This is a genomic window from Phyllobacterium sp. 628 (assembly GCF_014189505.1).
Lineage (GTDB): Bacteria > Pseudomonadota > Alphaproteobacteria > Rhizobiales > Rhizobiaceae > Phyllobacterium.
The window spans coordinates 2164703-2188176 of sequence record NZ_CP050301.1; the positions used below are offsets into that span (position 1 = coordinate 2164703).

At 55.6% G+C, this 23474-nt stretch carries 16 protein-coding genes and 1 pseudogene; 10 read left to right on the top strand and 7 right to left on the bottom strand.

Features of this window, described 5'->3' with window-relative positions:
- Positions 1-2: 2 nt before the first annotated feature.
- From HB779_RS12270 to HB779_RS12280, 3 genes are read left to right on the top strand one after another with little or no spacing between them, the layout of a single operon-like run.
- Complete coding sequence (locus HB779_RS12270) at positions 3-1160, top strand: amino acid ABC transporter permease (protein ID WP_188342676.1); 1158 nt, start codon at positions 3-5, stop codon at positions 1158-1160.
- 12 nt (positions 1161-1172) lie between these two features.
- The gene (locus HB779_RS12275; RefSeq protein WP_188342677.1) at positions 1173-1976 is read left to right on the top strand and encodes an amino acid ABC transporter ATP-binding protein; all 804 of its coding nucleotides are present in this window, start codon (positions 1173-1175) and stop codon (positions 1974-1976) included.
- Positions 1973-2704, top strand: coding sequence for a TIGR02117 family protein (locus HB779_RS12280; RefSeq protein WP_188342678.1), 732 nt, complete (start codon positions 1973-1975; stop codon positions 2702-2704). Before HB779_RS12275 ends, HB779_RS12280 begins: the two co-directional genes overlap by 4 nt.
- Here HB779_RS12280 and HB779_RS12285 read toward each other — a convergent pair.
- Both HB779_RS12285 and HB779_RS12290 read right to left on the bottom strand, forming a co-directional pair.
- Positions 2665-3945: an FAD-dependent monooxygenase gene (locus tag HB779_RS12285; protein WP_188342679.1), complete on the bottom strand. Its 1281-nt coding sequence runs from the start codon at positions 3943-3945 to the stop codon at positions 2665-2667. The genes HB779_RS12280 and HB779_RS12285 overlap by 40 nt on opposite strands.
- The gene (locus tag HB779_RS12290) at positions 3942-4187 is read right to left on the bottom strand and encodes a zinc-finger domain-containing protein (RefSeq protein ID WP_188342680.1); all 246 of its coding nucleotides are present in this window, start codon (positions 4185-4187) and stop codon (positions 3942-3944) included. Before HB779_RS12290 ends, HB779_RS12285 begins: the two co-directional genes overlap by 4 nt.
- 340 nt (positions 4188-4527) lie before the next feature.
- Here HB779_RS12290 and HB779_RS12295 point away from each other — a divergent pair, with 340 nt between their 5' ends.
- Both HB779_RS12295 and ppx read left to right on the top strand, forming a co-directional pair.
- A complete protein-coding gene (locus tag HB779_RS12295) occupies positions 4528-6732 on the top strand; it encodes an RNA degradosome polyphosphate kinase (protein WP_188342681.1) in 2205 nt (734 codons plus the stop codon).
- Positions 6729-8240: an exopolyphosphatase gene (ppx, locus tag HB779_RS12300; RefSeq protein WP_188342682.1), complete on the top strand. Its 1512-nt coding sequence runs from the start codon at positions 6729-6731 to the stop codon at positions 8238-8240. The genes HB779_RS12295 and ppx overlap by 4 nt, the downstream gene beginning before the upstream one ends.
- A gap of 8 nt (positions 8241-8248) precedes the next feature.
- Here the strand turns inward: ppx and HB779_RS12305 are convergent.
- Together HB779_RS12305 and rnd are read right to left on the bottom strand one after the other, a co-directional pair.
- Positions 8249-9170: pseudogene (locus tag HB779_RS12305) on the bottom strand (DMT family transporter).
- A 117-nt stretch (positions 9171-9287) separates the two neighbouring features.
- Positions 9288-10448, bottom strand: coding sequence for a ribonuclease D (gene rnd / locus HB779_RS12310; protein ID WP_188342683.1), 1161 nt, complete (start codon positions 10446-10448; stop codon positions 9288-9290).
- Positions 10449-10684: 236 nt separating this feature from the next.
- Between rnd and aspS the strand changes: the two genes are divergently transcribed.
- A complete protein-coding gene (gene aspS, locus HB779_RS12315) occupies positions 10685-12475 on the top strand; it encodes an aspartate--tRNA ligase (RefSeq protein WP_188342684.1) in 1791 nt (596 codons plus the stop codon).
- A gap of 106 nt (positions 12476-12581) precedes the next feature.
- Here the strand turns inward: aspS and HB779_RS12320 are convergent, their stop codons facing one another.
- Positions 12582-13781, bottom strand: a complete 1200-nt coding sequence (locus HB779_RS12320) for a hypothetical protein (protein ID WP_188342685.1) — start codon at positions 13779-13781, stop codon at positions 12582-12584.
- Positions 13782-14007: 226 nt separating this feature from the next.
- On the opposite strand from HB779_RS12320, the gene parC reads away from it, so the two are divergent.
- From parC to HB779_RS12340, 4 genes are all read left to right on the top strand, one after another.
- Positions 14008-16290, top strand: coding sequence for a DNA topoisomerase IV subunit A (gene parC, locus HB779_RS12325; RefSeq protein WP_188342686.1), 2283 nt, complete (start codon positions 14008-14010; stop codon positions 16288-16290).
- Positions 16291-16401: 111 nt separating this feature from the next.
- Positions 16402-17112, top strand: coding sequence for a TetR/AcrR family transcriptional regulator (locus HB779_RS12330; RefSeq protein ID WP_188342687.1), 711 nt, complete (start codon positions 16402-16404; stop codon positions 17110-17112).
- Between the two features lie 60 nt (positions 17113-17172).
- Complete coding sequence (locus tag HB779_RS12335) at positions 17173-18375, top strand: efflux RND transporter periplasmic adaptor subunit (protein WP_188342688.1); 1203 nt, start codon at positions 17173-17175, stop codon at positions 18373-18375.
- The gene (locus HB779_RS12340; protein ID WP_188342689.1) at positions 18372-21524 is read left to right on the top strand and encodes an efflux RND transporter permease subunit; all 3153 of its coding nucleotides are present in this window, start codon (positions 18372-18374) and stop codon (positions 21522-21524) included. Before HB779_RS12335 ends, HB779_RS12340 begins: the two co-directional genes overlap by 4 nt.
- A gap of 6 nt (positions 21525-21530) precedes the next feature.
- Here the strand turns inward: HB779_RS12340 and HB779_RS12345 are convergent, their stop codons facing one another.
- Entirely contained in the window at positions 21531-22430 is a 900-nt protein-coding gene (locus HB779_RS12345; RefSeq protein ID WP_188342690.1) for a DMT family transporter, read from the bottom strand.
- Between the two features lie 284 nt (positions 22431-22714).
- Positions 22715-23461 (bottom strand): arginyltransferase, encoded by a 747-nt coding sequence (locus HB779_RS12350; protein WP_188342691.1) that lies wholly within the window; start codon positions 23459-23461, stop codon positions 22715-22717.
- Positions 23462-23474 lie beyond the last annotated feature (13 nt).

Sequence of the window (23474 nt, forward strand, 5' to 3'; positions counted from 1 at the left end):
CCATGGCTGACAACAATCTGAGTTTCGTTCGTACCGAAATGCTGCAAGGCCAAACCCCGCCAATAGGGGAACGCGGCATTGTCAGGTGGATACGCCTTAATCTGATCGCAACGCCGATCGATGCCATCTTGACGATCTTCGCCATCTTCCTCTTGGCTTGGTTCGTGCCTCCAATGATCAACTGGTTGTTTATTCAAGCAAGTTGGTCCGGGGCAGATCGCGCTGTCTGCTCAACGGTTGCGCAAGGGGGCGTGATGCCGGACGGCTGGTCGGGCGCGTGCTGGGCCTATGTGAATGCCAATTTCAACCAGTTCATGTATGGCCGTTATCCTCTTGACCAGCATTGGCGTGTCAACCTTGTTGGCATCATATTTATCATTCTCTTGATACCGTTGTTGATTCCAAAGGCGCCGTTCAAGGTTCCCAACGCCATCGCTTTCTTCCTTGTTTTCCCGTTCTTCGCATTCTTCATGCTGGTAGGTGGCTGGTTTGGCCTTACCTACGTGGAAACCGCTACATGGGGCGGATTGCTGGTCACGCTGGTTATTGCCTTCGCCGGCATTGCGGTGTCACTGCCGCTAGGCATTGTCCTTGCGTTGGGACGCCGGTCCAAACTGCCTGTCATCAAGATGCTCTGTGTCATTTTCATTGAAATGGTGCGTGGCATTCCACTGGTAACAGTGCTGTTCATGGCCAGTTATATGCTTCCCTTGTTTTTGCCGCCGGGTGTGTCATTCGACAAGTTTCTACGTGCGCTGATCGGTGTGGCGCTTTTCGCATCCGCTTACATGGCGGAAGTGGTGCGCGGCGGTCTGCAGGCGATTCCAAAGGGCCAGTATGAAGGCGCGGATCCGCTTGGATTAAGCTATTGGCAGAAAACCGGCCTGATCATCCTGCCGCAAGCGCTTAAAATGGTCATTCCGGGCATCGTCAACACGTTCATCGGTCTGTTCAAGGATACATCGCTGGTTTCCATCATCAGCATGTTCGATCTGCTTGGAACCGTGCGTCAGCACTTTAACGATGCCAATTGGGCATCGCCGCAAACCCCCATTTCCGGTCTGATTTTCGCCGGTTTCGTCTTCTGGATTTTCTGTTTCGGCATGTCGCGTTACTCCATTTTCATGGAACGCAGGCTGGACACAGGACATAAACACTAAGGAGTATTTTTCATGACGACCCAAAACGTTGTCGATCCATCCGAAATTCATGTAGACCGTTCGTTGATGCATGTCTCCAAGACAGACGTCGCCGTCGAGATCACCAGCATGAACAAGTGGTATGGTGATTTTCATGTCCTGAAAGACATCAACCTCAAGGTGATGCGTGGCGAACGCATTGTCATTGCCGGACCATCCGGTTCCGGCAAGTCCACCATGATCCGCTGCATCAACCGGCTTGAAGAGCATCAAAGCGGCAAGATCCTGGTTGATGGCATCGAGCTTACCAACGATTTGAAAAAGATCGATGAGGTCCGGCGCGAAGTGGGCATGGTATTCCAGCATTTCAATCTGTTCCCGCATCTGACCATTCTCGAAAATTGCACGCTCGCTCCAATCTGGGTGCGTAAGATGCCGAAGAAGAAGGCGGACGAGATTGCAATGCACTATCTCGAGCGCGTCAAGATTCCGGAACAGGCGAACAAGTATCCGGGTCAGCTTTCCGGTGGTCAGCAGCAGCGCGTGGCGATTGCCCGTTCGCTGTGCATGAATCCGCGTATCATGCTGTTCGATGAGCCGACCTCCGCGCTTGATCCGGAAATGATCAAGGAAGTTCTCGACACCATGGTGCAGCTTGCCGAAGAAGGCATGACCATGGTGTGCGTCACCCACGAAATGGGTTTTGCCCGTCAGGTGGCAAACCGGGTCATCTTCATGGATCAGGGCCAGATCGTTGAACAGAACGAACCGGCTGCCTTCTTTGATAACCCGCAGCACGAGCGCACCAAGCTGTTTCTCAGCCAGATTCTGCATTGAGAACTCTGCGCGTCATTTTGAAAACCATTGCAGCGGCCCTGGTGGCCGCTGTTTTGCTGTTTACGGGTGGTGCACTGATTCCGCGTCCGAGTTCCTTTCCGGAGCAAACGCAATCATCGCTCCGGCGGACGGTCTTATTGCTCTCCAATCCCATCCATACGGACATTGCGTTTCCTGCTGATCCTGACGTTCTCGCCCGTTTCTCAATCTTATCGAATGATACCTTCCAGCTTAGTGATCCGCGTATTGCCTGGATTATTGTCGGCTGGGGAGGGCGCAGTTTTTATCTTGAAACGCCAACTTGGGCGGATCTCAAATTCATGCCGCTGATGCGAGGGCTAACCGTCGATCGCTCGACGATGCATGTCGAACCCATCGGCGCGATTGACACAAACCAGCCGCAGATCGAAAGACTGTCCGTCGATCCCGCCGCCTTCGACGCGATGCTCCAGCATACGATTGATAGTTTTCAGATGGACACAAACGGGAAAGCCATGATGATCGAAGGCGCCGGTTATGGTCTCAATGACCGGTTCTTCGAAGCCAATGGCTATTTCACCGCACTTGCGGGTTGCAATACCTGGACAAGCGCCGTGTTGCGCTCCGGCAATCTGCGGACCGGACTGTGGAATCCACTGCCGCAAAGTCTTGTCTGGTCGCTGAAGCAGTTCAATACCGCTCAGGGTAATCAGATTTTTCCATCGGGGTTTTCTGCGTCAAAACCATAAAGCCAATCAAAACCGGCGATGAACTTTTCCGCCGGGCGGTTTCGCAACAATAGATTGCGGGCAAGGGCGACAGGTCCTCTGGCATGGTAAGCCAGATGATTGAGTGCACCGCGCCGCACGACCGCTTCGATCCGTTTGGTCCGGCCCTTGGCGTAACGCGCCAATGCTGCCGGCCATGCCTGGTGGTCGTCGCCAAGGACGTCCGCCAGCGCACAGGCATCCTCGATGGCCATGGCTGCACCCTGCGCTGCATAGGGTGTCATCGCATGTGCTGCGTCGCCGATCAGCACAAGCCGGTCCTCTAGCAGATACCGGCACCGCTTCATCTCGAACAATCGCCACGGCGTCCATTGGCCAACGGATGCCACCATCTCGCGAATGCCGGGATGCCAGTTGTCGAAATCCTTTGCGAAGTTTTGGCTTGGCGCATCAGGGTTGATTTCGACATCCCAGCGCCCGCTATGTCTGCGGTCGCGTGCGACAGCAACAAAGTTCATCGTTTCGCCCGAGCGGATCGGGTAAGCGATCAGGTGGGCGTTTGCGCCGGCCCATGCAACCACGTTGATTCCTGAGGGTAAGAGCCCCTTGAAGGATGCCGGCAATTGTTTCATGGCAACCGACGCACGCCATGCGATGGAACCGGTATAGCGGGCCCGGTCCATGTCTGACATCGCGTTACGCATATTGGACCAGACACCGTCGGCTCCCACCAGAAGACCGCCCCGATGTTCTTCAATGCGATCATTGTATTGAACGCGAACCAATACGCCGCGACCATCGTCTTTGTGATGGGTGACCGCAGATTCAAGCTGCATCGCAATATTGGCACGGTTGCGCACTTCGGTCAGCAGGGCGCGTTGCAAATCAGCACGGTGACAGACGATGTAAGGTGCATGCCAACGCTTTTCGGCAGCGCTACCTATCGGCAAATGCAACAGATTTGCACCACTTACACCATCCTGCAGGCAAATGGCATCGGGTTGCACCGCCGACGAGATCAACCGTTCAAGCACACCGAGGCGGTCCAGAAGGCGTGTGGCATTGGGTGAAAGCTGCAGACCGGCGCCAGCTTCTGCCAGCACCGCACTCTTTTCGAAAATCTGAACGGCAAAACCCTTGGCGCTCAATGCAAGTGCCAGCGTCAGGCCGGCAATGCCGGCACCGGCAATGATAATCTGGTCAGGGTTGGGAGTTCGCCTGTTGCGAGCCGTCTTCAGATCGATGACGGGAGTTGCAATCAAGCGGCCTTGTCCACATAGGTGCAACCGGCAGGCACAGTCTCATTGGCAGAGAGCGATGCATCATAGCGATACAGCGTCGAGCAATAGGGGCAGACTTTTTCATTGTCATCGCCCAGATCAAGAAACACATGCGGATGATCGAATGGTGCATTGGCCCCAACGCACATGAATTCCTTGACGCCAATGCTGATGGTTGCGTGACCAGCGCTGTTCTGGAAATGAGGAATGCTGTGTCCGGCCATGTGTCGCTCCTGAATTCTTGCTCGATGCGCCTTGTGTTGACCTCTCATAGAGCAATTTCCGCCCGAAGAAAATCGGTTCCGTCACTCCAAAGCGAGGCAATCTGACACAAGTGTTTGCTTCTTCAGCCGGAAAACCACTGATCGGCTCTCCTCCGGCCATTTCACCCCAGTTCAGAATTTCCCTCGCAGAACCATTCCATTCCGGTGTAAGTTGTTAGTGGCATTGATTTTTATTCCATACGCATGTTTTCCGCAGGACTGCTATCAAACTGTCAAAAGACTTCTTTAAGGTGCCCTGTGATTCCGCGTTTGACGGGACTATTCTAATCGGAGAATGACAATGAACGATCAGTCACCCGCCATCACGAATGCGGTCGAAGCCATCATCGACCTGCCTGATCTGCACACGAGTGTCGATCGCTTCGTCAATCGCGAGTTTTCCTGGCTGCAGTTCAATCGCCGCGTTCTGGAAGAAGCCCACAATCTCCACCAGCCTTTGCTTGAACGTTTGCGGTTTCTGTCCATCTCCGCCGCCAACCTTGATGAGTTTTTCATGGTGCGCATTGCCGGCCTTGCCGGGCAGGTCCGTGCCGGTGTTGCCACGCGCAGTCCAGATGGACGCACGCCACAGGAACAGCTGGAATTTGTTCTGGATGAAGTCAGCAAGCTTCAGGCGGCGCAGCAGCTTCGTTTGAGTGAGTTGCGCACTGAAATGCTGGCAGAAAATGTCGAGATCGTTCGCCCCGACAAGCTGACCAAAACTGAACGTCTGTGGCTGGAAGATCACTTCCTTGAAACGATCTATCCGGTGTTGACGCCGCTCTCCATCGATCCGGCCCATCCATTTCCATTCATTCCCAATCTTGGCTTTACCATTGCCATGTTGTTGAGCCGGAGTATCGACAACCGTCCGATGACTGCATTGCTGCGTTTGCCGCAGGCCTTGAAGCGTTTTATCCAGATACCTGATGATGCCGGACGTTTCCGCTTCCTGACGCTGGAAGATGCCATCAGCCTGTTTACAGGGCGGCTGTTCCCCGGCTACGAGGTCAAGGGTGCCGGTACATTCCGCATCATTCGTGACAGCGATATTGAAGTCGAGGAAGAAGCTGAAGATCTGGTTCGCCTGTTCGAAAGCGCCTTGAAGCGCCGCCGTCGCGGCCAGGTGATCCGCATCGAGTTCGACGATGAAATGCCGGAAGCCCTGCGCGCCTTCGTGGCAACGGAACTCGGTGTTCCCGATAACCGTATCAGCGTTCTGGGCGGATTGCTGGCACTCAACACCATTTCCGAAATCGTCAGCATTCCGCGCGCCGATCTGAAATTCGTTCCTTACAATCCGCGATTCCCCGAGCGGGTACGCGAGCATGGCGGCGATTGTTTCGCTGCGATCCGCGAAAAGGACATTGTTGTTCACCACCCCTACGAATCTTTCGATGTCGTCGTGCAGTTTCTGCGTCAGGCTGCGGGTGACCCGGAAGTGGTTGCCATCAAGCAGACGCTGTATCGCACATCCAATGACAGCCCGATTGTCCGGGCCCTGATTGACGCTGCCGATTCCGGCAAGTCCGTAACAGCGCTGGTCGAGTTGAAGGCGCGCTTTGACGAAGAAGCCAATATCCGCTGGGCCCGCGATCTGGAGCGTGCCGGTGTACAGGTTGTCTTCGGTTTCATCGAATTGAAGACGCATGCCAAGATGTCATTGGTTGTCCGGCGTGAGGAACAGAAGCTGCGCAGCTATGTGCATCTTGGAACAGGCAATTATCATCCGATCACGGCCAAGATTTATACCGATTTGTCGTTCTTCACGTGCGAGCCGTCCATTGGCCGTGACGTGGCGCAAATCTTCAACTTCATCACCGGTTATACCCAGCCATCTGGCGAAATGGGCATTGCCGTGTCACCGACGACACTCCGCCCGCGTATCCTCCAGCACATTGATGAGGAAATCGAACACGCCAAGGCTGGCCGGCCAGCATCGATCTGGATGAAGATGAATTCGCTGGTCGATCCGCAAATCATTGATGCACTCTACAAAGCCAGCGCACATGGCGTGGAAATTGATTTGATCGTGCGCGGCATTTGCTGCCTGCGTCCGCAATTGCCGGGGCTTTCCGATAATATCCGCGCCAAGTCCATCGTTGGCCGCTTCCTTGAACACAGCCGCATTTTCTGTTTCGGTAACGGCGCAGGACTGCCCTCAGACAAGGCGCTCGTCTATATCGGTTCCGCCGATATGATGACGCGCAACCTCGATCGCCGTGTCGAGACATTGGTTCCGATCACCAATCCAACTGTGCATCAACAGCTTCTTTCACAGATTATGCTGGCTAACCTCCTCGACAATCAGCAGAGTTACGAGTTACTAGCAGACGGTACGTCACGCCGGATCGCACCGGCAGACGGAGAAGATGCTTTTAACGCGCAGGAATATTTCATGACAAATCCCAGCCTGTCCGGCCGCGGCAAGTCGCTGAAGTCTTCAGCACCACGCTTGATCGCCCACCGTAAGCGATCCAAAGCAGCGAAAAACAAGACTGCATGATATCCGCAGCACAAGGACGCGTGCAGGGGCGTCATCCGGCCGGTGTCATCGACATCGGCTCGAACTCTGTACGTCTGGTTGTCTATGAAGGTGTGACCCGCTCGCCCACGGTGCTTTTCAATGAAAAGATTCTGTGCGGCCTTGGCAAGGGTCTGGTGAAAACTGGCAAGTTGAATGAAAAGGCCGTGCAGAGCGCTTTGCGGGCTCTGCGCCGCTTTCGTGCGCTCGCGGATCAGGCGGGTGCTCGCTCGCTCGATGTTCTGGCAACAGCCGCAGCCCGCGAAGCCGAGAATGGTCCAGACTTTATCGCACAGGCCGAAATCGTCCTCGGCGAGCCGATCAAGGTTCTGTCTGGCCGGGAAGAAGCCTATTATTCCGCGCTCGGCATTATCTCAGGCTTTCATGACCCTGATGGTATCGCGGGCGATCTTGGCGGCGGCAGCCTAGAACTTGTTGATGTGAAGGGCCGTACCATCGGCGACGGTATCACCCTGCCGCTCGGCGGTCTGCGTCTGCAGGACATGTCCAACGGCGATCTCGCTGCGGCAGAAGTCATTGCCAAGAAAACGCTGGAATCGGCCAAGCTGCTCGTCAAGGGCAAGGGCCGCGCCTTTTACGCTGTCGGCGGTACATGGCGAAATCTTGCCAAGCTGCATATGAGTGCCGAGCACTATCCGCTGCACGTGATGCACCATTATGAAATACCGTTTGAGGAAGCCCAGCGCTTCCTCAAACGTGTTGCGGACGGCAATCTCGACAATATGCGCGGCATCGAAGATGTTTCGAAGAACCGCCGTGCGCTTCTGTCTTATGGCGCCATCGCCTTGCTGGAGACGATCCGCAAGATGCGACCGTCCAAGGTTGTTTTCTCGGCGCTGGGTGTGCGTGAAGGCTTTCTTTTCTCGCTGCTTTCCGAAAGCGAGCGACTGGAAGATCCGCTTATTTCGGCCGCCGATGAACTTGCCGTGTTGCGTGCCCGCTCACCCGCCTATGCCCGTGAATTAGCGGACTGGAGTGGTGAGGCTTTCGCAGCACTCGGATACAGCGAGACCGAAGACGAGAAACGCTATCGTCGTGCTGCTTGCCTGATCGCCGATATCAGCTGGCGTGCGCATCCCGATTATCGCGGGTCGCAGGCGCTGAACATGATCTCCAACGCGGCCTTTGTCGGCATTGATCATCCGGGCCGTGCCTATATCGCGCTGGCCAATTTTTTTCGCCATGAAGGTGTTGCCAACAGCACTGCTGATCCGGAACTCGCATCGCTCGCCAGTCCACGATTGCTCGAATATTCCAAAATCCTCGCGGCGATCATGCGGATTGTCTACCCATTCTCCGCGTCCATGGCTGGGGTTGTACCCAATCTTTCCTGGAGACAGGGATCGGACGGCATCTTTCTGGAAGTGGCGGCCAAGAATGCTGACCTTATCGGCGATGTGCCGGAGGGCCGGTTGCAACAATTGGCCAAGCTCACGGGAAAGACTCTGAAAATGGCGATTGGCAAATAATCGCTGTATCAGGCGGCTGTAACAGCCGCCTGTTTGCGTCCGGGCAAGGTCATTGCGGCGACGCCGATAATCACACAGACAAGGCCGATCCACGCCGTCGATGTCAGGCTTTCGCCCAAAAAGAGGACGCCAATGCCAACACCAATAGGCACGCGCAGATAGGCCTGTGCTGTCGTTCCCACGGTACCCAGCGTATGAATCAGCCGGAAATAGATCACGAAGGCGAGGGCGGTCGAAAACACTGACAGGCCAAGCAGAGCCAGAAGCGAGTGCGCGGAAGGCGCCAATGTCCATGGCTGGTCGACGACGAGGCTGACCGGGATCAGGATGATTGCACCGCAGATCATCGAACCAGCCGCCGGCATCATCGAGATCGAGCCCTTTGAAACCTTTGCCGAAGATGGCAGCGGCAGCGTAGGAAATTGTCGCGGCCACAATGGAAAGCTGCGCCAAAAGTTCCTTGCCAACGCCGTTGAATGCTTCAAGCCCGATGATCAGCGAAATGCCGATCACACCTGCCGCCACACCAAAAACTTTGCGTGATGTGACAGGCTCATGCCGCGTAATCAGCGCGGTTAAAAGAAAAGCGAAGATCGGCGTTGTTGAATTGAGGATGGTTGCGAGACCGGCATTTACTGTCTGTTCGGCCCAGGCAATCAGCGTGAAGGGTATGACACTGTTGATGCAGGCCTGAATGAGAAAGCGTTTCCAGATTGCCGGATCTCGCGGGAGCGAAAGACCACGCATCTTGATGACGGCAAGCAGAAGGCCACCGGCAATCAACGTCCGTGCGGCGATGAACGTGATTGGCGGGATCGTCTCCACGCCGATTTTGATGAATGTGTAGGACGCACCCCATAGCGTTGCGAGAATCGCAAGCAGAAGAAGCTCCCTTGTCAGTGAAAGGGTTTGGCTCGGGGTGTCGGACATCATTGCCTCGCATCAACATGGGTTTCAATGTGCCGATGCTAGCCGGGTTTGGCAGGCTGATACTTCGGTGCAGGCCGAACTATCGCGCAACAATGAAAGCAGTGTTTTGAGGCTGTCTTACTGGTCAGCGCAGGGGACAGCCCGGATTTTCTTGTTCTCGAATTTGAGACACAGCTCGCCATTGATCAACTGCAACGCCTTTTCACCGAAGACTTCGCGGCGCCAACCCTGCAAGGCAGGAATGTCATCTGCATCACCTTCCGCAGCGATACGCTCGATCTCATCGGTGGTCGCCACAACCTTGGCGGCAACGCCGTGTTCTTCAGTTACGAGCCGCAACAGGACTTTCAATAGTTCCGCCGCTGCACCGGCTCCCTCCGGAGATTGCACGGATTTCGGCAGGCGTGGCATGTCCTCTTTCGGCAGATCGAGAGCGATATTCACCGCATTGATCAGACCTGTTGCCATGCTGGAACGCTCCCAGCCCTTTGGAATCGTACGCAAGCGGCTCATTGCCTCCGCGTCCCGTGGCTGCTGCTGGGCGATTTCATAAATCGCGTCATCCTTGAGAACGCGGCCACGGGGCACATTACGCTCACGTGCCTCCCGTTCGCGCCATGCGGCCACACTGCGCAGCACGGCCAATTCCTGCGGCTTGCGCAAACGCATCTTCAAGCGCTTCCATGCATCGTCCGGGTGCATGTCGTAGGTTTCGCGTGCGGTGAGCACCTTCATCTCATCGAGAACCCAATCCTTGCGGTTCTCTTCCTCAAGCTTCTTGTTGAGATAGAGATAGATGTCGCGCAGATGGGTGACGTCAGCGAGCGCATAATCCAGCTGCTTGTCCGAGAGCGGGCGACGGCGCCAGTCGGTGAAGCGTGACGACTTGTCGATCTGTGCACCGTTCACCCGCTGCACCAGCTGATCATAGGCAATAGCGTCACCAAAACCGCAAACCATGGCGGCAACCTGTGTATCGAACACCGGATGCGGGATCAGATTGCCGAGATGGAATATGATTTCGATATCCTGCCGTGCTGCGTGGAAAACCTTGACGATGGTTTCATCCGCCATCAGCTTGAAAAACGGCGCGAGATCGAGACCCGGGGCGAGGGCATCAACAATGGCGGTGTGATCAGGCGAGGCCAGTTGGATAACGCAAAGTTCCGGCCAGAACGTTGTCTCCCGGATAAACTCCGTATCGACAGTGACGAAATCGGATTGCGAAAGGGCGGCTACAGCCTGGTCAAGCTGATCTGTGGTTGTAATCATGGTCATGAATTTTCTATAGCGAATGCAAAAGCATTTGTCTCGCTTGTCTGCTTTTCTTCGTTACCTCTACGTGTACCATCACTGCTATATGATGTATCCCGCCTGACAAATGCCGCTTCCGGCAATTCGCAATCTTGACAAATCGCCGTCAAAATGCGCTTGTCCGCGCAAATTCCTGATCATAGCCGAGGCTATTCACGGCCTTCCGGCAATACGTATCAAGCATCTCAGAGGCACATATCATGCATCGTTACCGCAGCCATACCTGCGCCGCCCTGCGGAAATCCGACGTCGGTTCGACAGTTCGTCTTTCCGGCTGGGTTCACCGCGTCCGCGATCATGGCGGCATTCTCTTCATCGATATCCGCGATCATTACGGTCTGACCCAGATCGTTGCCAGCCCCGACTCGCCCGCTTTCAAGCTTGCCGAGACCGTGCGCGGCGAGTGGGTGATCCGCGTTGATGGTGAAGTGAAGGCCCGCACGGATGATACGGTCAATGCAAACATGCCCACCGGCGAAATCGAAGTGTTCGCGCGCGAGATCGAAATTCTCTCTGCAGCCAAGGAATTGCCACTACCGGTGTTCGGCGAACTCGATTATCCCGAAGATATCCGCCTGAAGTACCGCTTCCTCGATCTGCGCCGCGATACGCTGCACAAGAACATCATGTCGCGCACCAAGATCATCGCTGCGATGCGTCGGCGCATGACCGATATCGGCTTCACCGAGTTCTCCACGCCAATCCTGACGGCCTCATCGCCCGAAGGTGCACGCGACTTCCTCGTGCCGAGCCGCATTCATCCCGGCAAGTTCTATGCCCTGCCGCAGGCACCGCAGCAGTACAAGCAGCTGATCATGATGTCCGGTTTCGACCGCTACTTCCAGATTGCTCCATGTTTCCGTGACGAAGACCCGCGTGCCGACCGCCTGCCGGGCGAATTCTACCAGCTCGACATCGAAATGAGCTTTGTCGAACAGGATGATGTTCTGGCGACCATGGAACCCGTTCTGCGCGCCGTGTTCGAAGAGTTCGCTGAAGGCAAGCCAGTGACACAGGAATTCCCGCGCATTGCCTATGATGATGCCATGCGCAAATACGGTTCGGATAAGCCAGATTTGCGCAACCCCATCGAAATGCAGGCTGTGACCGAGCATTTTGCCGGTTCGGGCTTTAAAGTCTTTGCCAATATGATTGCCAACGATCCGAAGGTCGAAATCTGGGCAATCCCTGCCAAAACAGGCGGTTCGCGCGCATTCTGCGATCGCATGAACTCCTGGGCACAGGGCGAGGGCCAGCCAGGCCTCGGCTATATCTTCTGGCGCAAGGAAGGCGAAGCGCTTGAGGGTGCCGGTCCGCTTGCCAAGAATATTGGTCCGGAACGCACCGAAGCGCTGCGGGTTCAGCTCGGTCTTGGTGATGGCGACGCGGCATTCTTCGTGGCCGGAGATCCCAAGAAGTTCGTCTCGTTCGCCGGTGCCGCCCGCACCCGCGCTGGTGAGGAATTGAACCTTGTTGATCGCGATCAGTTCAAGCTGTGCTGGATTGTTGACTTCCCGTTCTTCGAATGGCTGGAAGACGAGAAGAAGATCGACTTCGCCCACAACCCGTTCTCCATGCCGCAGGGCGGCATGGATGCGCTGGAAAATCAGGATCCGCTGACCATCAAGGCGTTCCAGTACGACATGGTATGCAACGGCTTTGAAATCGCCTCCGGCGGTATTCGTAACCACCTGCCGGAAACCATGGTCAAGGCTTTCGAGTCCGTCGGACATTCGCGTGAAACCGTGGAAGAGCGTTTTGGCGGTCTTTATCGTGCGTTCCAGTATGGCGCTCCGCCGCATGGCGGCATGGCTGCCGGTATCGATCGCATTGTGATGCTGCTCGTGGGTGCAAAAAATCTACGCGAGATCACCATGTTCCCGATGAACCAGCAGGCTTACGATTTGTTGATGAACGCGCCGTCGGACGTCTCGCAGGCGCAGTTGCGCGACCTCAGCATCCGCCTCGCGCCTATCAAGAAAGAGGTTTAAAAACCTCCGCTATCCGATTCTGGATAAACAAAAAGCCCGGCAGTGATGCCGGGCTTTTTCGTTGACTTGCAGCGCCGCCCTGCGAGGAGGACGGCGCCTGAAAGTATTACTGGTTGGCGTTGACTGTGACGCCCAATGTCTTGATCAGCGACTTTGGATCAGCCATGCCACCGGCAGCAATAATTGCGAACGGAACCGGCTTGGCAGGCGCTGCTTTGATCTCAATGTTCTTCGGATTATCAAGGTAAGCGTTGACAGCTGTGCTGAGTGCCTGCGCAAATTCCGCATTGCCAAGCTGCGCCGCCATCATTGGGATAATCATCTTACCCTGACCGACCAGATCGGCACGCTTGCCACCCTGCTGCTTGGCAGCATAATCCAGTGCCTTGTTGGTAACTGAATTATCGTCAAAGCGGACAGAAGCACCGGTGAAGCTCAACTGCTGCATCAGGCCGAGCATGGCCATGCCCTGAGCTTCACTTGGCTTTCCTTCGCCGGTTTTCACTGCTTCGCGAATGCCCTTGATGAAATCGAGCGTGTAGCCGGAAATATCAAGCTTCAGACCAAGGGTACCGGCATTGTCGGCAATGAAATCAAATTTTTCGACATTCAGGCGGCCATCAGGGATATTCCACGAGCCGTTAAAGTCGATCTTGCCCGAAACAGTCTGATAGCCGAGTGTCTTGAGTGCTTCCTTGGTCTTTGGATCCTCAACACCGGACAGGTCGGCTTTGAAACTTTCAACATTGGATGTGAATGTTACAGGCGCTGACGCAGTCAATGGCGAGACTGTAACAGTCATATTATCGGCGGCGAAAACGTCCTTGCCCTTGGCGTTGAGGGTGAGGTGCTTCACAGCGCCCTTTTCGTACTGCAGCATCTTGGCCAAAGGCTCTGTTGCGCCTTCAGCAGGAAGGGTGAGGCCATCAAGCTCTATGCCTTCAACAGTAATCTTGCTGTCCGCTTCGCCTTCCGGGCTGAACTTGATATCCGGGATAGTCAAGGAACCGATCTTGAAGCCACCGCCCGATACGTCGCTGACATTGCTCAGTGTCACGTCACCGGCATTGAAGCTTTCCTTCACTCCGGCAGAAGAAATCTTCGTATCTTTGAGGATAATCGTTGAGCCATTGGTCTCGACATTCGAGTATTCAAGTGTGCCGCCCTGTTCGACGTAAACAGCTTTCAAACGGGCTGCCACCGCATTGCCATCAACCGCATAGGCTGAACCGGCAAAGACAACGACAAGAGCAGTGGTCGCAGCCATAAGGTGCAAGCCGGATTTCAGTGAACGCATTGAGTGCATAGTGTGATCCTCGTTGACAGTAATAATCGTACCTATTGCATGATGAGCGGCAAAACTGTGACAGACGCCAATCAAAGCGCAAAAATGGCAATTCGGGCGCTACAAAGTCAGATTTGCATGATGGACGCAAGCTTTGGTTGTTTTAAAGCCATCAGGGCAAACAACAGCCTGTGATCTTGGCGAATCATCGCTTGCTCGGGATTCAGTGAGTTGATAACCCATTGACATGGGAAAAAGCCTGATTCCGCCAGACAATGGCGACGATAATATTGAACCGGTTGATCTGAAGGCCGCGCTGGAAGAACGCTATCTGGCCTACGCGCTTTCGACGATCATGAACCGTGCCTTGCCGGATGTGCGCGACGGACTGAAACCCGTTCATCGCCGCATCATGCACGCCATGCGTTTGCTGCGTCTTTCGCCTGATCAATCCTATGCAAAATGCGCCCGCATTGTCGGCGAGGTCATGGGTAAATTCCACCCGCATGGCGATCAGTCGATCTATGACGCGCTGGTGCGCCTGTCACAGGATTTTGCCGTTCGCTACCCCGTTGTCGACGGGCAGGGGAATTTTGGCAATATTGACGGCGATAATCCGGCTGCCATGCGTTACACCGAAGCGCGGATGACCGACGTTGCCATGCTGCTTCTGGAAGGTATCACCGAAGACGCTGTCGATTTCCGTCCAACCTACAATGAGGAAGACGAAGAGCCGATTGTTCTTCCCGGCGCGTTTCCAAACCTTTTGGCCAATGGTTCGTCAGGCATTGCGGTTGGCATGGCCACCTCGATTCCGCCGCACAATGTATCCGAGCTTTGCGCAGCGGCACTGCATCTGATCAAGCACCCGGACGCATCGGTTGAAGACATGATGTCTCTGACCGACGATCCGGAAGACCATTCAAAGACCAAGGTGCGCGGTCCGGATTTCCCCACCGGTGGCGTGCTGGTCGAAAGTCAGGATGCCATTCTCGAGGCTTACAAGACGGGGCGCGGCGGTTTCCGTCTGCGTGCCCGCTGGGAGGTCGAGGATCAGGGACGTGGTACCTGGATCATCGTCATCACCGAGATTCCGTATCAGGTGCAGAAGTCCCGGTTGATCGAAAAGATCGCTGAACTGCTGATCGCCAAGAAGATTCCATTGCTCGATGATGTTCGCGATGAATCGACGGAAGATGTGCGTGTCGTGCTTGAACCGAAGAGCCGCAGTGTCAATCCGGATATTCTGATGGAATCCCTGTTCAAGCTCACCGAGCTTGAGGTTCGTTTCCCGTTGAACATGAACGTATTGTCTAACGGCAAAGTGCCGAACGTGCTTTCGTTGCGCGATGTGCTGAAGCAATGGCTCGAACACCGCAAGGACGTTCTGATCCGTCGCTCGCGTCACCGCCTGGCCGAAATCGAACGGCGGCTGGAAATTCTGGGCGGCTATCTGATTGCCTACCTAAACCTTGACGAGGTCATCCGCATCATTCGTGAGGAAGATGAGCCCAAACAGGTGATGATGGCCCGTTTCGAGCTATCCGACGTTCAGGCTGAAGCTATTCTCAACATGCGCTTGCGTGCTCTGCGCAAGTTGGAAGAATTCGAAATCCGTAAGGAATTCGATGGACTTACTGCCGAAAAAGGTGAAATCGAGCAGTTGCTGGCTTCTGATGTCAAACAGTGGTCGACAATTTCCTGGCAGATCGGGGAAATGCAGAAGAAATATGCGGCCGATACGCCGTTGGGCAAGCGCCGCACGACCTTCGCCGACGCGCCTCAGCATGATCTGACGGATATGCACCATGCCATGATCGAGAAAGAGCCGGTGACGGTTGTGGTCTCGGAAAAAGGCTGGTTGCGTGCCATGAAGGGCCATCTGCCTGACTTTGCCGCCCTGACCTTCAAGGAAGGCGACAAGCTGAAGCTCGCATTCCATGCGGAAACGACAGACCGGATTCTGGTTTTGACGACAGGCGGCAAGTTCTACACTATCGGCGCCAACAGCCTGCCGGGCGGCCGGGGCCATGGCGAGCCGATCCGTATTATCGTCGACATGGAAAACGATCAGGATATCGTCACCGCTTTTGTTCATAACCCTGAGCGCAAGCTGCTTTTGTCATCGCATGACGGCAATGGTTTCCTCGTGCCGGAGGCGGATATCATCGCCAATACCCGCAAGGGCAAACAGGTGATGAACATCAAGGCGCCGGATGAAGCGCGGCATTGCGTGGCCGTTACCGGCGACAGCGTGGCAATCGTTGGCGAGAACCGCAAGATGCTGGTGTTCCCGCTGGCGGAAGTCCCGGAACTTGGACGCGGTAAGGGCGTGCGCCTGCAACGCTACAAGGACGGCGGAGTCTCCGATATCCGTGTCTTTGCCATGGAGCACGGGCTCACATGGCAGGATGCGGCGGACCGGACGTTCACGCGCAGCAAGGAAGAATTGGCTGAATGGATTGGCCCGAGGGCAACCGCTGGCCGCATGGTACCGAAAGGTTTCCCGCGTTCGGGCAAATTTTCTTGATAGCTGTCTCTGTTAACTTGAAAAAATAAACGAGAACGTTCATTCTCGTATTGACGGTATCTGTGCTTCACTATAAATGAGAACGAACGTTCGCTCTTTTTATGGTGTTGCATGGCTGACCACATTTTGCCGAAACAATTGACGGGCATGGCCGACGAGAAATCGGATCATGAATCGCATTGTTTTGTCGCCAAACTGTTTGGCAAGCGTGCACAGAACCGCGAGGTGCAGGAAGCGCGCATTCTTGAAGCGGCGACCAACTGCTTTGTTCGCGCCGGATTCCGTGGCGCGTCGATGAATGATATCTGCTCGGAAGCGGGTATGAGCCCCGGCGCTTTGTATCGGTACTTCCCGTCCAAGGAATCCATTATCGAGACCATCGTGGCTTCGCACCGCAAAGCCAGCGCTGAAATCCTCAACCGCATGGATGAATATGACAACATCATCGATGCGCTTGTGATGGTAGGTGTCGACCACGTCCGCAAGAAGTCGGCCGACGCGGCAGGAACCAGCTGGGATGAGAGAAGCGCGCTGCTTTTCTCGGAAGTGCGTGCCGAAGCCATGCGCAATGAAGCCGTTGCTGCCCAATGCGAACTCTATGAAGGACAGATGCGTGAAAAGCTTTTGTCGGTTGTCAGCGCCGCCAAGACCAAAGGCGAGATCAATCCGGTTGGCGATCTGGAGCTTGTGGTCGCGACGCTCGCTGCCATGGGCGAGGGCGTCGTCATGCGCAATTTCCCGGCACAAGGCGTGCCTGTCGAAGCACTGGAGCCGATGTTCCGTGCGCTTGCGGTCGCGATTTTGCGGCCCGTCCAGAAATAAAGCATCAGCATAGCTACTGACATACAGATCCGCATTTCACTCTTTTGATCAGGTCATCCGATGCGCAACCGCCGCAACACAGTTCTGACATCCCTCGCTCTGGCCTTCGGCCTGTCATCCACGCTTGTTTCCGGCGGTCATGCTGCGGACACACCAGTGACCCAGACCGTCAAGCCACCCGTTATCAATGTCATTCCAGCCGCCGAAGCGGAGATGGTCGCGACGATCACTGTTACCGGCACGATTGTTCCCCGGCAGGAGGTGGCCGTTGGAACAGACGTCGCCGGATTGATCGTGCTCGAACTCTCTGCCGATCAGGGCGATATGGTCAAGGAGGGCGAGATTATTGCCCGTCTCGATAAATCATCACTTGAAATTCAGCTGGCCCAGATTGAAGCGCAGCGGGCGCAGGCTGAAGCATCTATTGCTCAATCGGAAGCGCAGATCGTCGATGCACAGATTGCCGTGCGTCAGGCGCAGGAAGCATTGGATCGTGCCCGGGCCCTGTCAGCCAAGGGGATCACCTCCAAGGCGGATTTTGACAATGCAACCAACGCGCATGACAGCGCCAATGCGCGGCTGAATACATCGAGGCAGGCACTGGTCGCCAGCCAGTCCCAATTGCAGCTCGTAGCCGCGCAAAAACGCGATGTTTTGCTGCGGATCGAAAAGGCGGATGTCAAAGCGCCAACGGATGGCGTAGTTCTCAGCCGTAACGCACTGCTCGGCGGTATTGTGTCTGTTAATGCTGGTCCTTTGTTTCGTATCGCCCGCGATCGCGATTTTGAGCTTTCCGCCAATATTCCCGAAGCCGATCTGCCGCGTCTCAAGCAGGGCATGCCCGTGTCTGTTCGTGTTTCCGGCATGGATGAGCCCGTTGCCGGTCGTATCCGGTTGATTTCGCCGGAGATCACTGCCAACTCGCGGCTCGGTTCAGTCAAAATTTCACTCGAGCGCAACGATGCGATCCGCCCCGGTAATTTCGCCCGTGCAATTGTTGAGCTGACCCGGCGCAATGGTGTCAGCGTTCCGCTGTCCGCCGTCGTCTATCACGGGTCCACGGCGCTCGTGCAAGTGGTCAAGGACGGGGTGATTGATACCCGCAAAGTCACGCTTGGCATTCGCAATGACCGGTCGGTCGAAGTCCTGAGTGGACTGGCCGATGGTGAGGACGTTGTGGCCCGCGCCGGAACTTTTGTCGCTAATGGTGATCGTGTCACCCCTGTTCGGGTTGCAGAGGAAACAACGGGGGCGGTCAAATGAACTGGAACATTTCTGCCTGGTCGATCCGCAATCCGGTTCCATCGATCCTGTTGTTTGTCGTGCTCGTTGTTCTGGGCTTGATGAGCTTTGCCAAGCTGCCGATTACCCGCTTTCCCAATATTGATGTTCCGCTCATTTCAGTCGCGGTGACTGATCCTGGCGTTGCACCGAGCGAGCTTGAAACCCAGATCGCCAAGCGGGTTGAGGATTCGGTTGCCAACATTACCGGCGTGAAGAATGTTATCACGACGCTCACTGAAGGCATTTCGACAACGCTTGTCGAGTTCCGGCTCGAAGTCGATACGCAAAAAGCCCTGAACGACGTCAAGGATGCGGTTACCCGCATTCGCAGCGATCTGCCCGCAACCATCAAGGAGCCGATTGTCAGTTCGGTGGATGTTGAGGGTTCGGCTATTCTGACCTACGCGGTTTCCGCGCCGACCATGACATCCGAAGAACTCTCGTGGTTTGTCGATGACAAGATTCTGCGCGATATCCAGGGCGTCAAAGGTGTTGGCCGGGTGGAACGCTATGGCGGCGTGACCCGCGAAATCCGGGTTGCGCTTGACCCGGACCGGTTGACGGCTTTGGGCGTAACCGCCGCCGATGTAAATCGCGCGCTTAAGGCGATGAACACGGATCTGACCGGGGGCCGGGGTGATCTTGGGACGACACAGCAGACCATTCGCACGCTGGGCGCATCGCGCACGCTCGATGACCTGCGTAGCGTGGAAATTCCGCTCGCTGGCGGCCGTTCCGTCCGGCTTGACGCTATCGGCAGTGTCACGGACTCGTTTCAGGAGCCGAAATCCTTTGCCCGCGTGAACAACCAGACGATTGTGTCGCTGGGCATATTCCGCGCCAAAGGTGCCAGTGATGCCGACGTTTTCAAGCGGGTTCAGGACCGCATGGAACTGTTGAAGCAGAAATATCCCGATGCGCGGTTCAGTATCATCGATAATGCGGTGAACTATACCTACGGCAATTACGAAGCGGCGATGAGTTCACTCGTCGAAGGCGCGATCCTCTCGATCATCGTTGTCTTCCTCTTCCTGCGTAACATGCGGGCGACTTTAATTGCAGCCATAGCCTTGCCGCTGTCAGCCATACCGACATTCTGGGCAATCGATATGCTCGGGTTCTCGCTCAATTTGATCAGTTTGCTCGGGATCACGCTCGTGACCGGTATTCTTGTCGATGATGCGATTGTGGAGATTGAGAATATCGTCCGGCATATGCGTTCGGGCAAATCACCCTATCGCGCTTCGCTGGAGGCAGCAGACGAAATTGGACTGGCTGTTATCGCTATTTCGGTGACAATCATTGCGGTGTTTGCGCCGGTCAGCTTCATGAGCGGCATTGCCGGGCAATATTTCAAACAGTTCGGTCTGACGGTTGCGGTTGCCGTGTTTTTCTCGCTGCTTGTAGCGCGTCTGATCACGCCGATGATGACGGCCTATCTCCTGCGCGACAAGAAGAACCTGCTTCACGAGGAAAATGACGGCGGCTGGGTTGGCGCTTACACCCGCTTTCTCGTGGTCACGCTGCGTTATCGCTGGCTGACCCTGATCAGTGGTGTGCTTCTGTTCGCCACGGCAATCTGGGCCATGGGCTTTCTGCCTTCAGGTTTTGTGCCTGCGCAGGATGAGGCGCGTGTTGCAGTCAATCTGGAATTGACACCGGGCTCGCCCATCGATGAAACGCGCCGTGTGACTGATCTGGCCGCTACACGTGTTCGGGAAATCCCGGAAGTGCAGCAGACCTATGTGGTTGGCGGATCGTCACCCAAAGGCGAGGTCGATACGCGCCGCGCTACGATGATCGTCAAGCTCAGCCATAAGAGCGAGCGCAACCGTACCCAGAAACAGATAGAAACCGATATTTTCGCAAAGCTGTCTGAAGTGCCGGATATACGTGCCAATTTCGTCAATGATCGCGGCGAGCGTGAATTTGCTATCGGCGTTATTGGCCCGGACGGTCAGAAGGTGAGCGAGCAGGCACGTGCCATGCAGAGCGGCATGATGGCAACCGGCAGTTTCCAGGCTGTTTCATCCAGTGCTGCATTGGACCGCCCGGAGATTATTGTCACGCCCCGCATGGACAAACTGGCCGAGCTTGGTTTGTCCACATCAGGTGTCTCTGATGCGCTTCGTGTTGCAACACTCGGCGATCTTGATGCCAATCTTGCCAAATATACAGTTGGTGACCGCCAGATACCGATCCGTGTTCAGCTGACAGAAGAATCACGCCGCGATTTGACAGTTCTGAACACGCTGACGGTGACGGCACCGTCTGGCGTGGTTGTGCCGCTTGCCTCGATTGCCAATGTCAGTTTCGGGCAGGGCCCGTCATCGATCGAACGCTTCAACCGTGAACGCCGTGTCGTCGTCGGCGCTAATATGGCCGGCGGCAAAGAGATCGGCGAGGGACTTTCCATCGTCAAAGGCTTACCGCAGGTCAAATCCATGCCGGAAGGTGTGCGTATTCAGGAAACCGGAGACGCCGAGGTTATGGGCGAAGTCTTTGCCGGCTTCCGCGATGCCATGATCATGGGTCTGATGCTGGTGTTTGTGGTGCTGATTCTGCTCTTTGGCAGTATCTTTCATGCTTTCACCATTCTGATGTCTCTGCCCCTCTCCATTGCCGGCGTGGCGGCAGCTCTGCTGCTCACAAACAACTCCGTATCCATGGCCGTGGTCATCGGTATCCTGATGTTGATGGGTATCGTCACCAAGAATGCCATTATGCTCGTCGATTTCGCTGTTGAAGAGGTCAAGCACGGCATACCGCGCAACGAGGCCATCATTGACGCTGGCCGCAAGCGCGTTCGTCCGATTGTGATGACCACGATTGCCATGTCCGCAGGCATGTTGCCCGCAGCCATGGCCTTCGGTGACGGCGGCGAGTTCCGGGCTCCGATGGCGATTGCGGTGATCGGTGGGCTGCTGATCTCGACAGTGCTGTCGCTGGTGTTCGTGCCGTCGTTCTACACGATCATGGATGATTTGAGCCGCTGGATGGCACGGGCGTTCAAATGGAGCTTCCGCCCCAATATTCCGGACGAAGCTCCGGAAGGTGCAGCCAAACACGGCGTTCGTACGGTTCCAGCCTATCCGGCACCTGGCCTGATCACTGAAGCCGCAGAATAGACGGCTTCAGATGGGGTGGCGGATTGCCGCCGTCCGTGATCGCTTGAGCGCGCTGCGCATCTGCCAAAGCGAGTGACAGACAAGCGTCGTGATAATGATGATCCCGCCAAGCAGGGTGGGGTCGGTGGGCCGCTCTGAAAAAACAAACCAGACCCAGATTGGTGCAAGGACTGTTTCCAGGAGATAGAACATCGCCACTTCGGGACCGGAGAGAAATCTGGGTCCCGTTGCAAGACAGGCGAAAGCAATCGTGGTCACAACAGCGCCATTGAAGATGATCCAACCGGGAACCGCGACAGTAAACCCGTGCTGCGACACCATGAAAGCGGCGACCAGCATGGGCAGAGCCGTACCGATGATCGCGGCGAAACTCATGTCTTTCTTCGAGGCGCGGGTCACGGTAATGGCCGAGGCAAGGAAAAAGGTCGATAGCAACGCGATCAGATTGCCGAACAGATGACCGGAAGACAGACCCTCGCGAACGATGATGCCGACACCGATCAGCATGAAAAACATTGCAATGAACGTGGCGGTCCTTGGCCGCTCTTTCAGGAAAATCCATGAAAACAGCGCCGCAAACACGGTATTGAAAGCGAGGATGAACACGAGATTGGCCGTCGTCGTATTATAGACCGCGACCATGAAAGCGATGGAACCCATCCCGTAAAGCCCGGCCACGGCAAAACCGATACGTCCCGGCAGGATCGTCCGCGCTTTTCCGGTCGCTACGCTCCAGATCGCCCAGATGATCAGCGCACAGATGAATGTCGTGCCGCTACGCAGCAGCAGCGTTGACCATGTTTCGCCCTGACCAAGCCGCAGCAACGGAATATCGACGGAGAGTATCAGACCGCCAATGCCTGTGATGAGCAGGCCCTTGCGGTGATCAAGATGCGGTTGGGACATTTCCTCGGGGCTTTCCAAGTCTTTTAAGATCAAGTCTTTTTATAATTTAAGCCAAGAGCTTTAGCTGGAAGAATGGGCTTATTCTAGGTCAGGTAAGTACAAATCAGTTTCAAATGGGGAGATGGCAATTCTGGCGTGCGTGGTTCGACACGCTCACCATGAGGGAGAGGGTTTGGCTGCACGCCACCCTTCGATAGTACAGAACTTGGCTCCCTGCAGTCCTCACTCTCCCTCATGGTGAGCGTGTCGAACCACGCACCATTGAACTACCACCCGAACACAGCCTAATCGCGACGTTCCCAGCCCTTTGGTCCCAGATGTTCCTGAGGCTTGTAGCGGATTTTATACTGCATCTTGCGTGAGCCCTCGACCCAATAGCCGAGATAGACATGCGGCAGGCCTGCCGCCGCAGCGCGCTGAATATGGTCGAGAATCATGAAGGTACCGAGTGAGCGGTCCGCATAATCAGGGTTGAAGAAGGAATAGACCATCGATAGCCCGTCGCCCATGATGTCTGTCAGTGCGACAGCGATCAGTTCGCCTTCGCCCTTCTTGGTGATGAACGAGTCAGGTCCGCGACGGCGATATTCAATGATCTGTGTGGGAACGTGCGTATCCTCAACCATCATTGCATAGTCGAGCACCGTCATTTCCGACATGCCGCCCTTGTTATGCCGCGCATCGAGATAGCGGCGGAACAGGTTATATTGCTCCGTGGAAGGTTCTGCCTGATGGATATTGCCGATCAGGTCCCGATTATGGTTCCAGACCCGGCGCATGGATTTCTCCTGCTTGAACTCGCCGGCAAGAATACGAACGGAGACGCAGGCTCTGCAATTCTCGCAGGCGGGCCGATACGCAATGTTTTGCGAGCGCCGGAAACCGCCTTGCGTGAGCAGATCATTGAGTTCACTTGCGCGCCCACCCACAAGATGTGTGAAAACCTTGCGCTCCAGTTGCCCTTCCAGATATGGGCAGGGCGAGGGTGCTGTCAGAAAAAACTGCGGTGATTGCTGCGGTTGATGCGTCATTCGTCATCCTGGA

Coding starts and splice junctions, on each gene's coding strand:
- HB779_RS12320 (WP_188342685.1), bottom strand. CDS start 13,781: ATGCACTCAATGCGTTCACTGAAATCCGGCTTGCACCTTATGGCTGCG.
- ppx (WP_188342682.1), top strand. CDS start 6,729: ATGATATCCGCAGCACAAGGACGCGTGCAGGGGCGTCATCCGGCCGGT.
- aspS (WP_188342684.1), top strand. CDS start 10,685: ATGCATCGTTACCGCAGCCATACCTGCGCCGCCCTGCGGAAATCCGAC.
- HB779_RS12270 (WP_188342676.1), top strand. CDS start 3: ATGGCTGACAACAATCTGAGTTTCGTTCGTACCGAAATGCTGCAAGGC.
- HB779_RS12335 (WP_188342688.1), top strand. CDS start 17,173: ATGCGCAACCGCCGCAACACAGTTCTGACATCCCTCGCTCTGGCCTTC.
- HB779_RS12340 (WP_188342689.1), top strand. CDS start 18,372: ATGAACTGGAACATTTCTGCCTGGTCGATCCGCAATCCGGTTCCATCG.
- HB779_RS12295 (WP_188342681.1), top strand. CDS start 4,528: ATGAACGATCAGTCACCCGCCATCACGAATGCGGTCGAAGCCATCATC.
- HB779_RS12275 (WP_188342677.1), top strand. CDS start 1,173: ATGACGACCCAAAACGTTGTCGATCCATCCGAAATTCATGTAGACCGT.
- parC (WP_188342686.1), top strand. CDS start 14,008: ATGGGAAAAAGCCTGATTCCGCCAGACAATGGCGACGATAATATTGAA.
- HB779_RS12330 (WP_188342687.1), top strand. CDS start 16,402: ATGGCTGACCACATTTTGCCGAAACAATTGACGGGCATGGCCGACGAG.
- rnd (WP_188342683.1), bottom strand. CDS start 10,448: ATGACCATGATTACAACCACAGATCAGCTTGACCAGGCTGTAGCCGCC.
- HB779_RS12290 (WP_188342680.1), bottom strand. CDS start 4,187: ATGGCCGGACACAGCATTCCTCATTTCCAGAACAGCGCTGGTCACGCA.
- HB779_RS12350 (WP_188342691.1), bottom strand. CDS start 23,461: ATGACGCATCAACCGCAGCAATCACCGCAGTTTTTTCTGACAGCACCC.
- HB779_RS12345 (WP_188342690.1), bottom strand. CDS start 22,430: ATGTCCCAACCGCATCTTGATCACCGCAAGGGCCTGCTCATCACAGGC.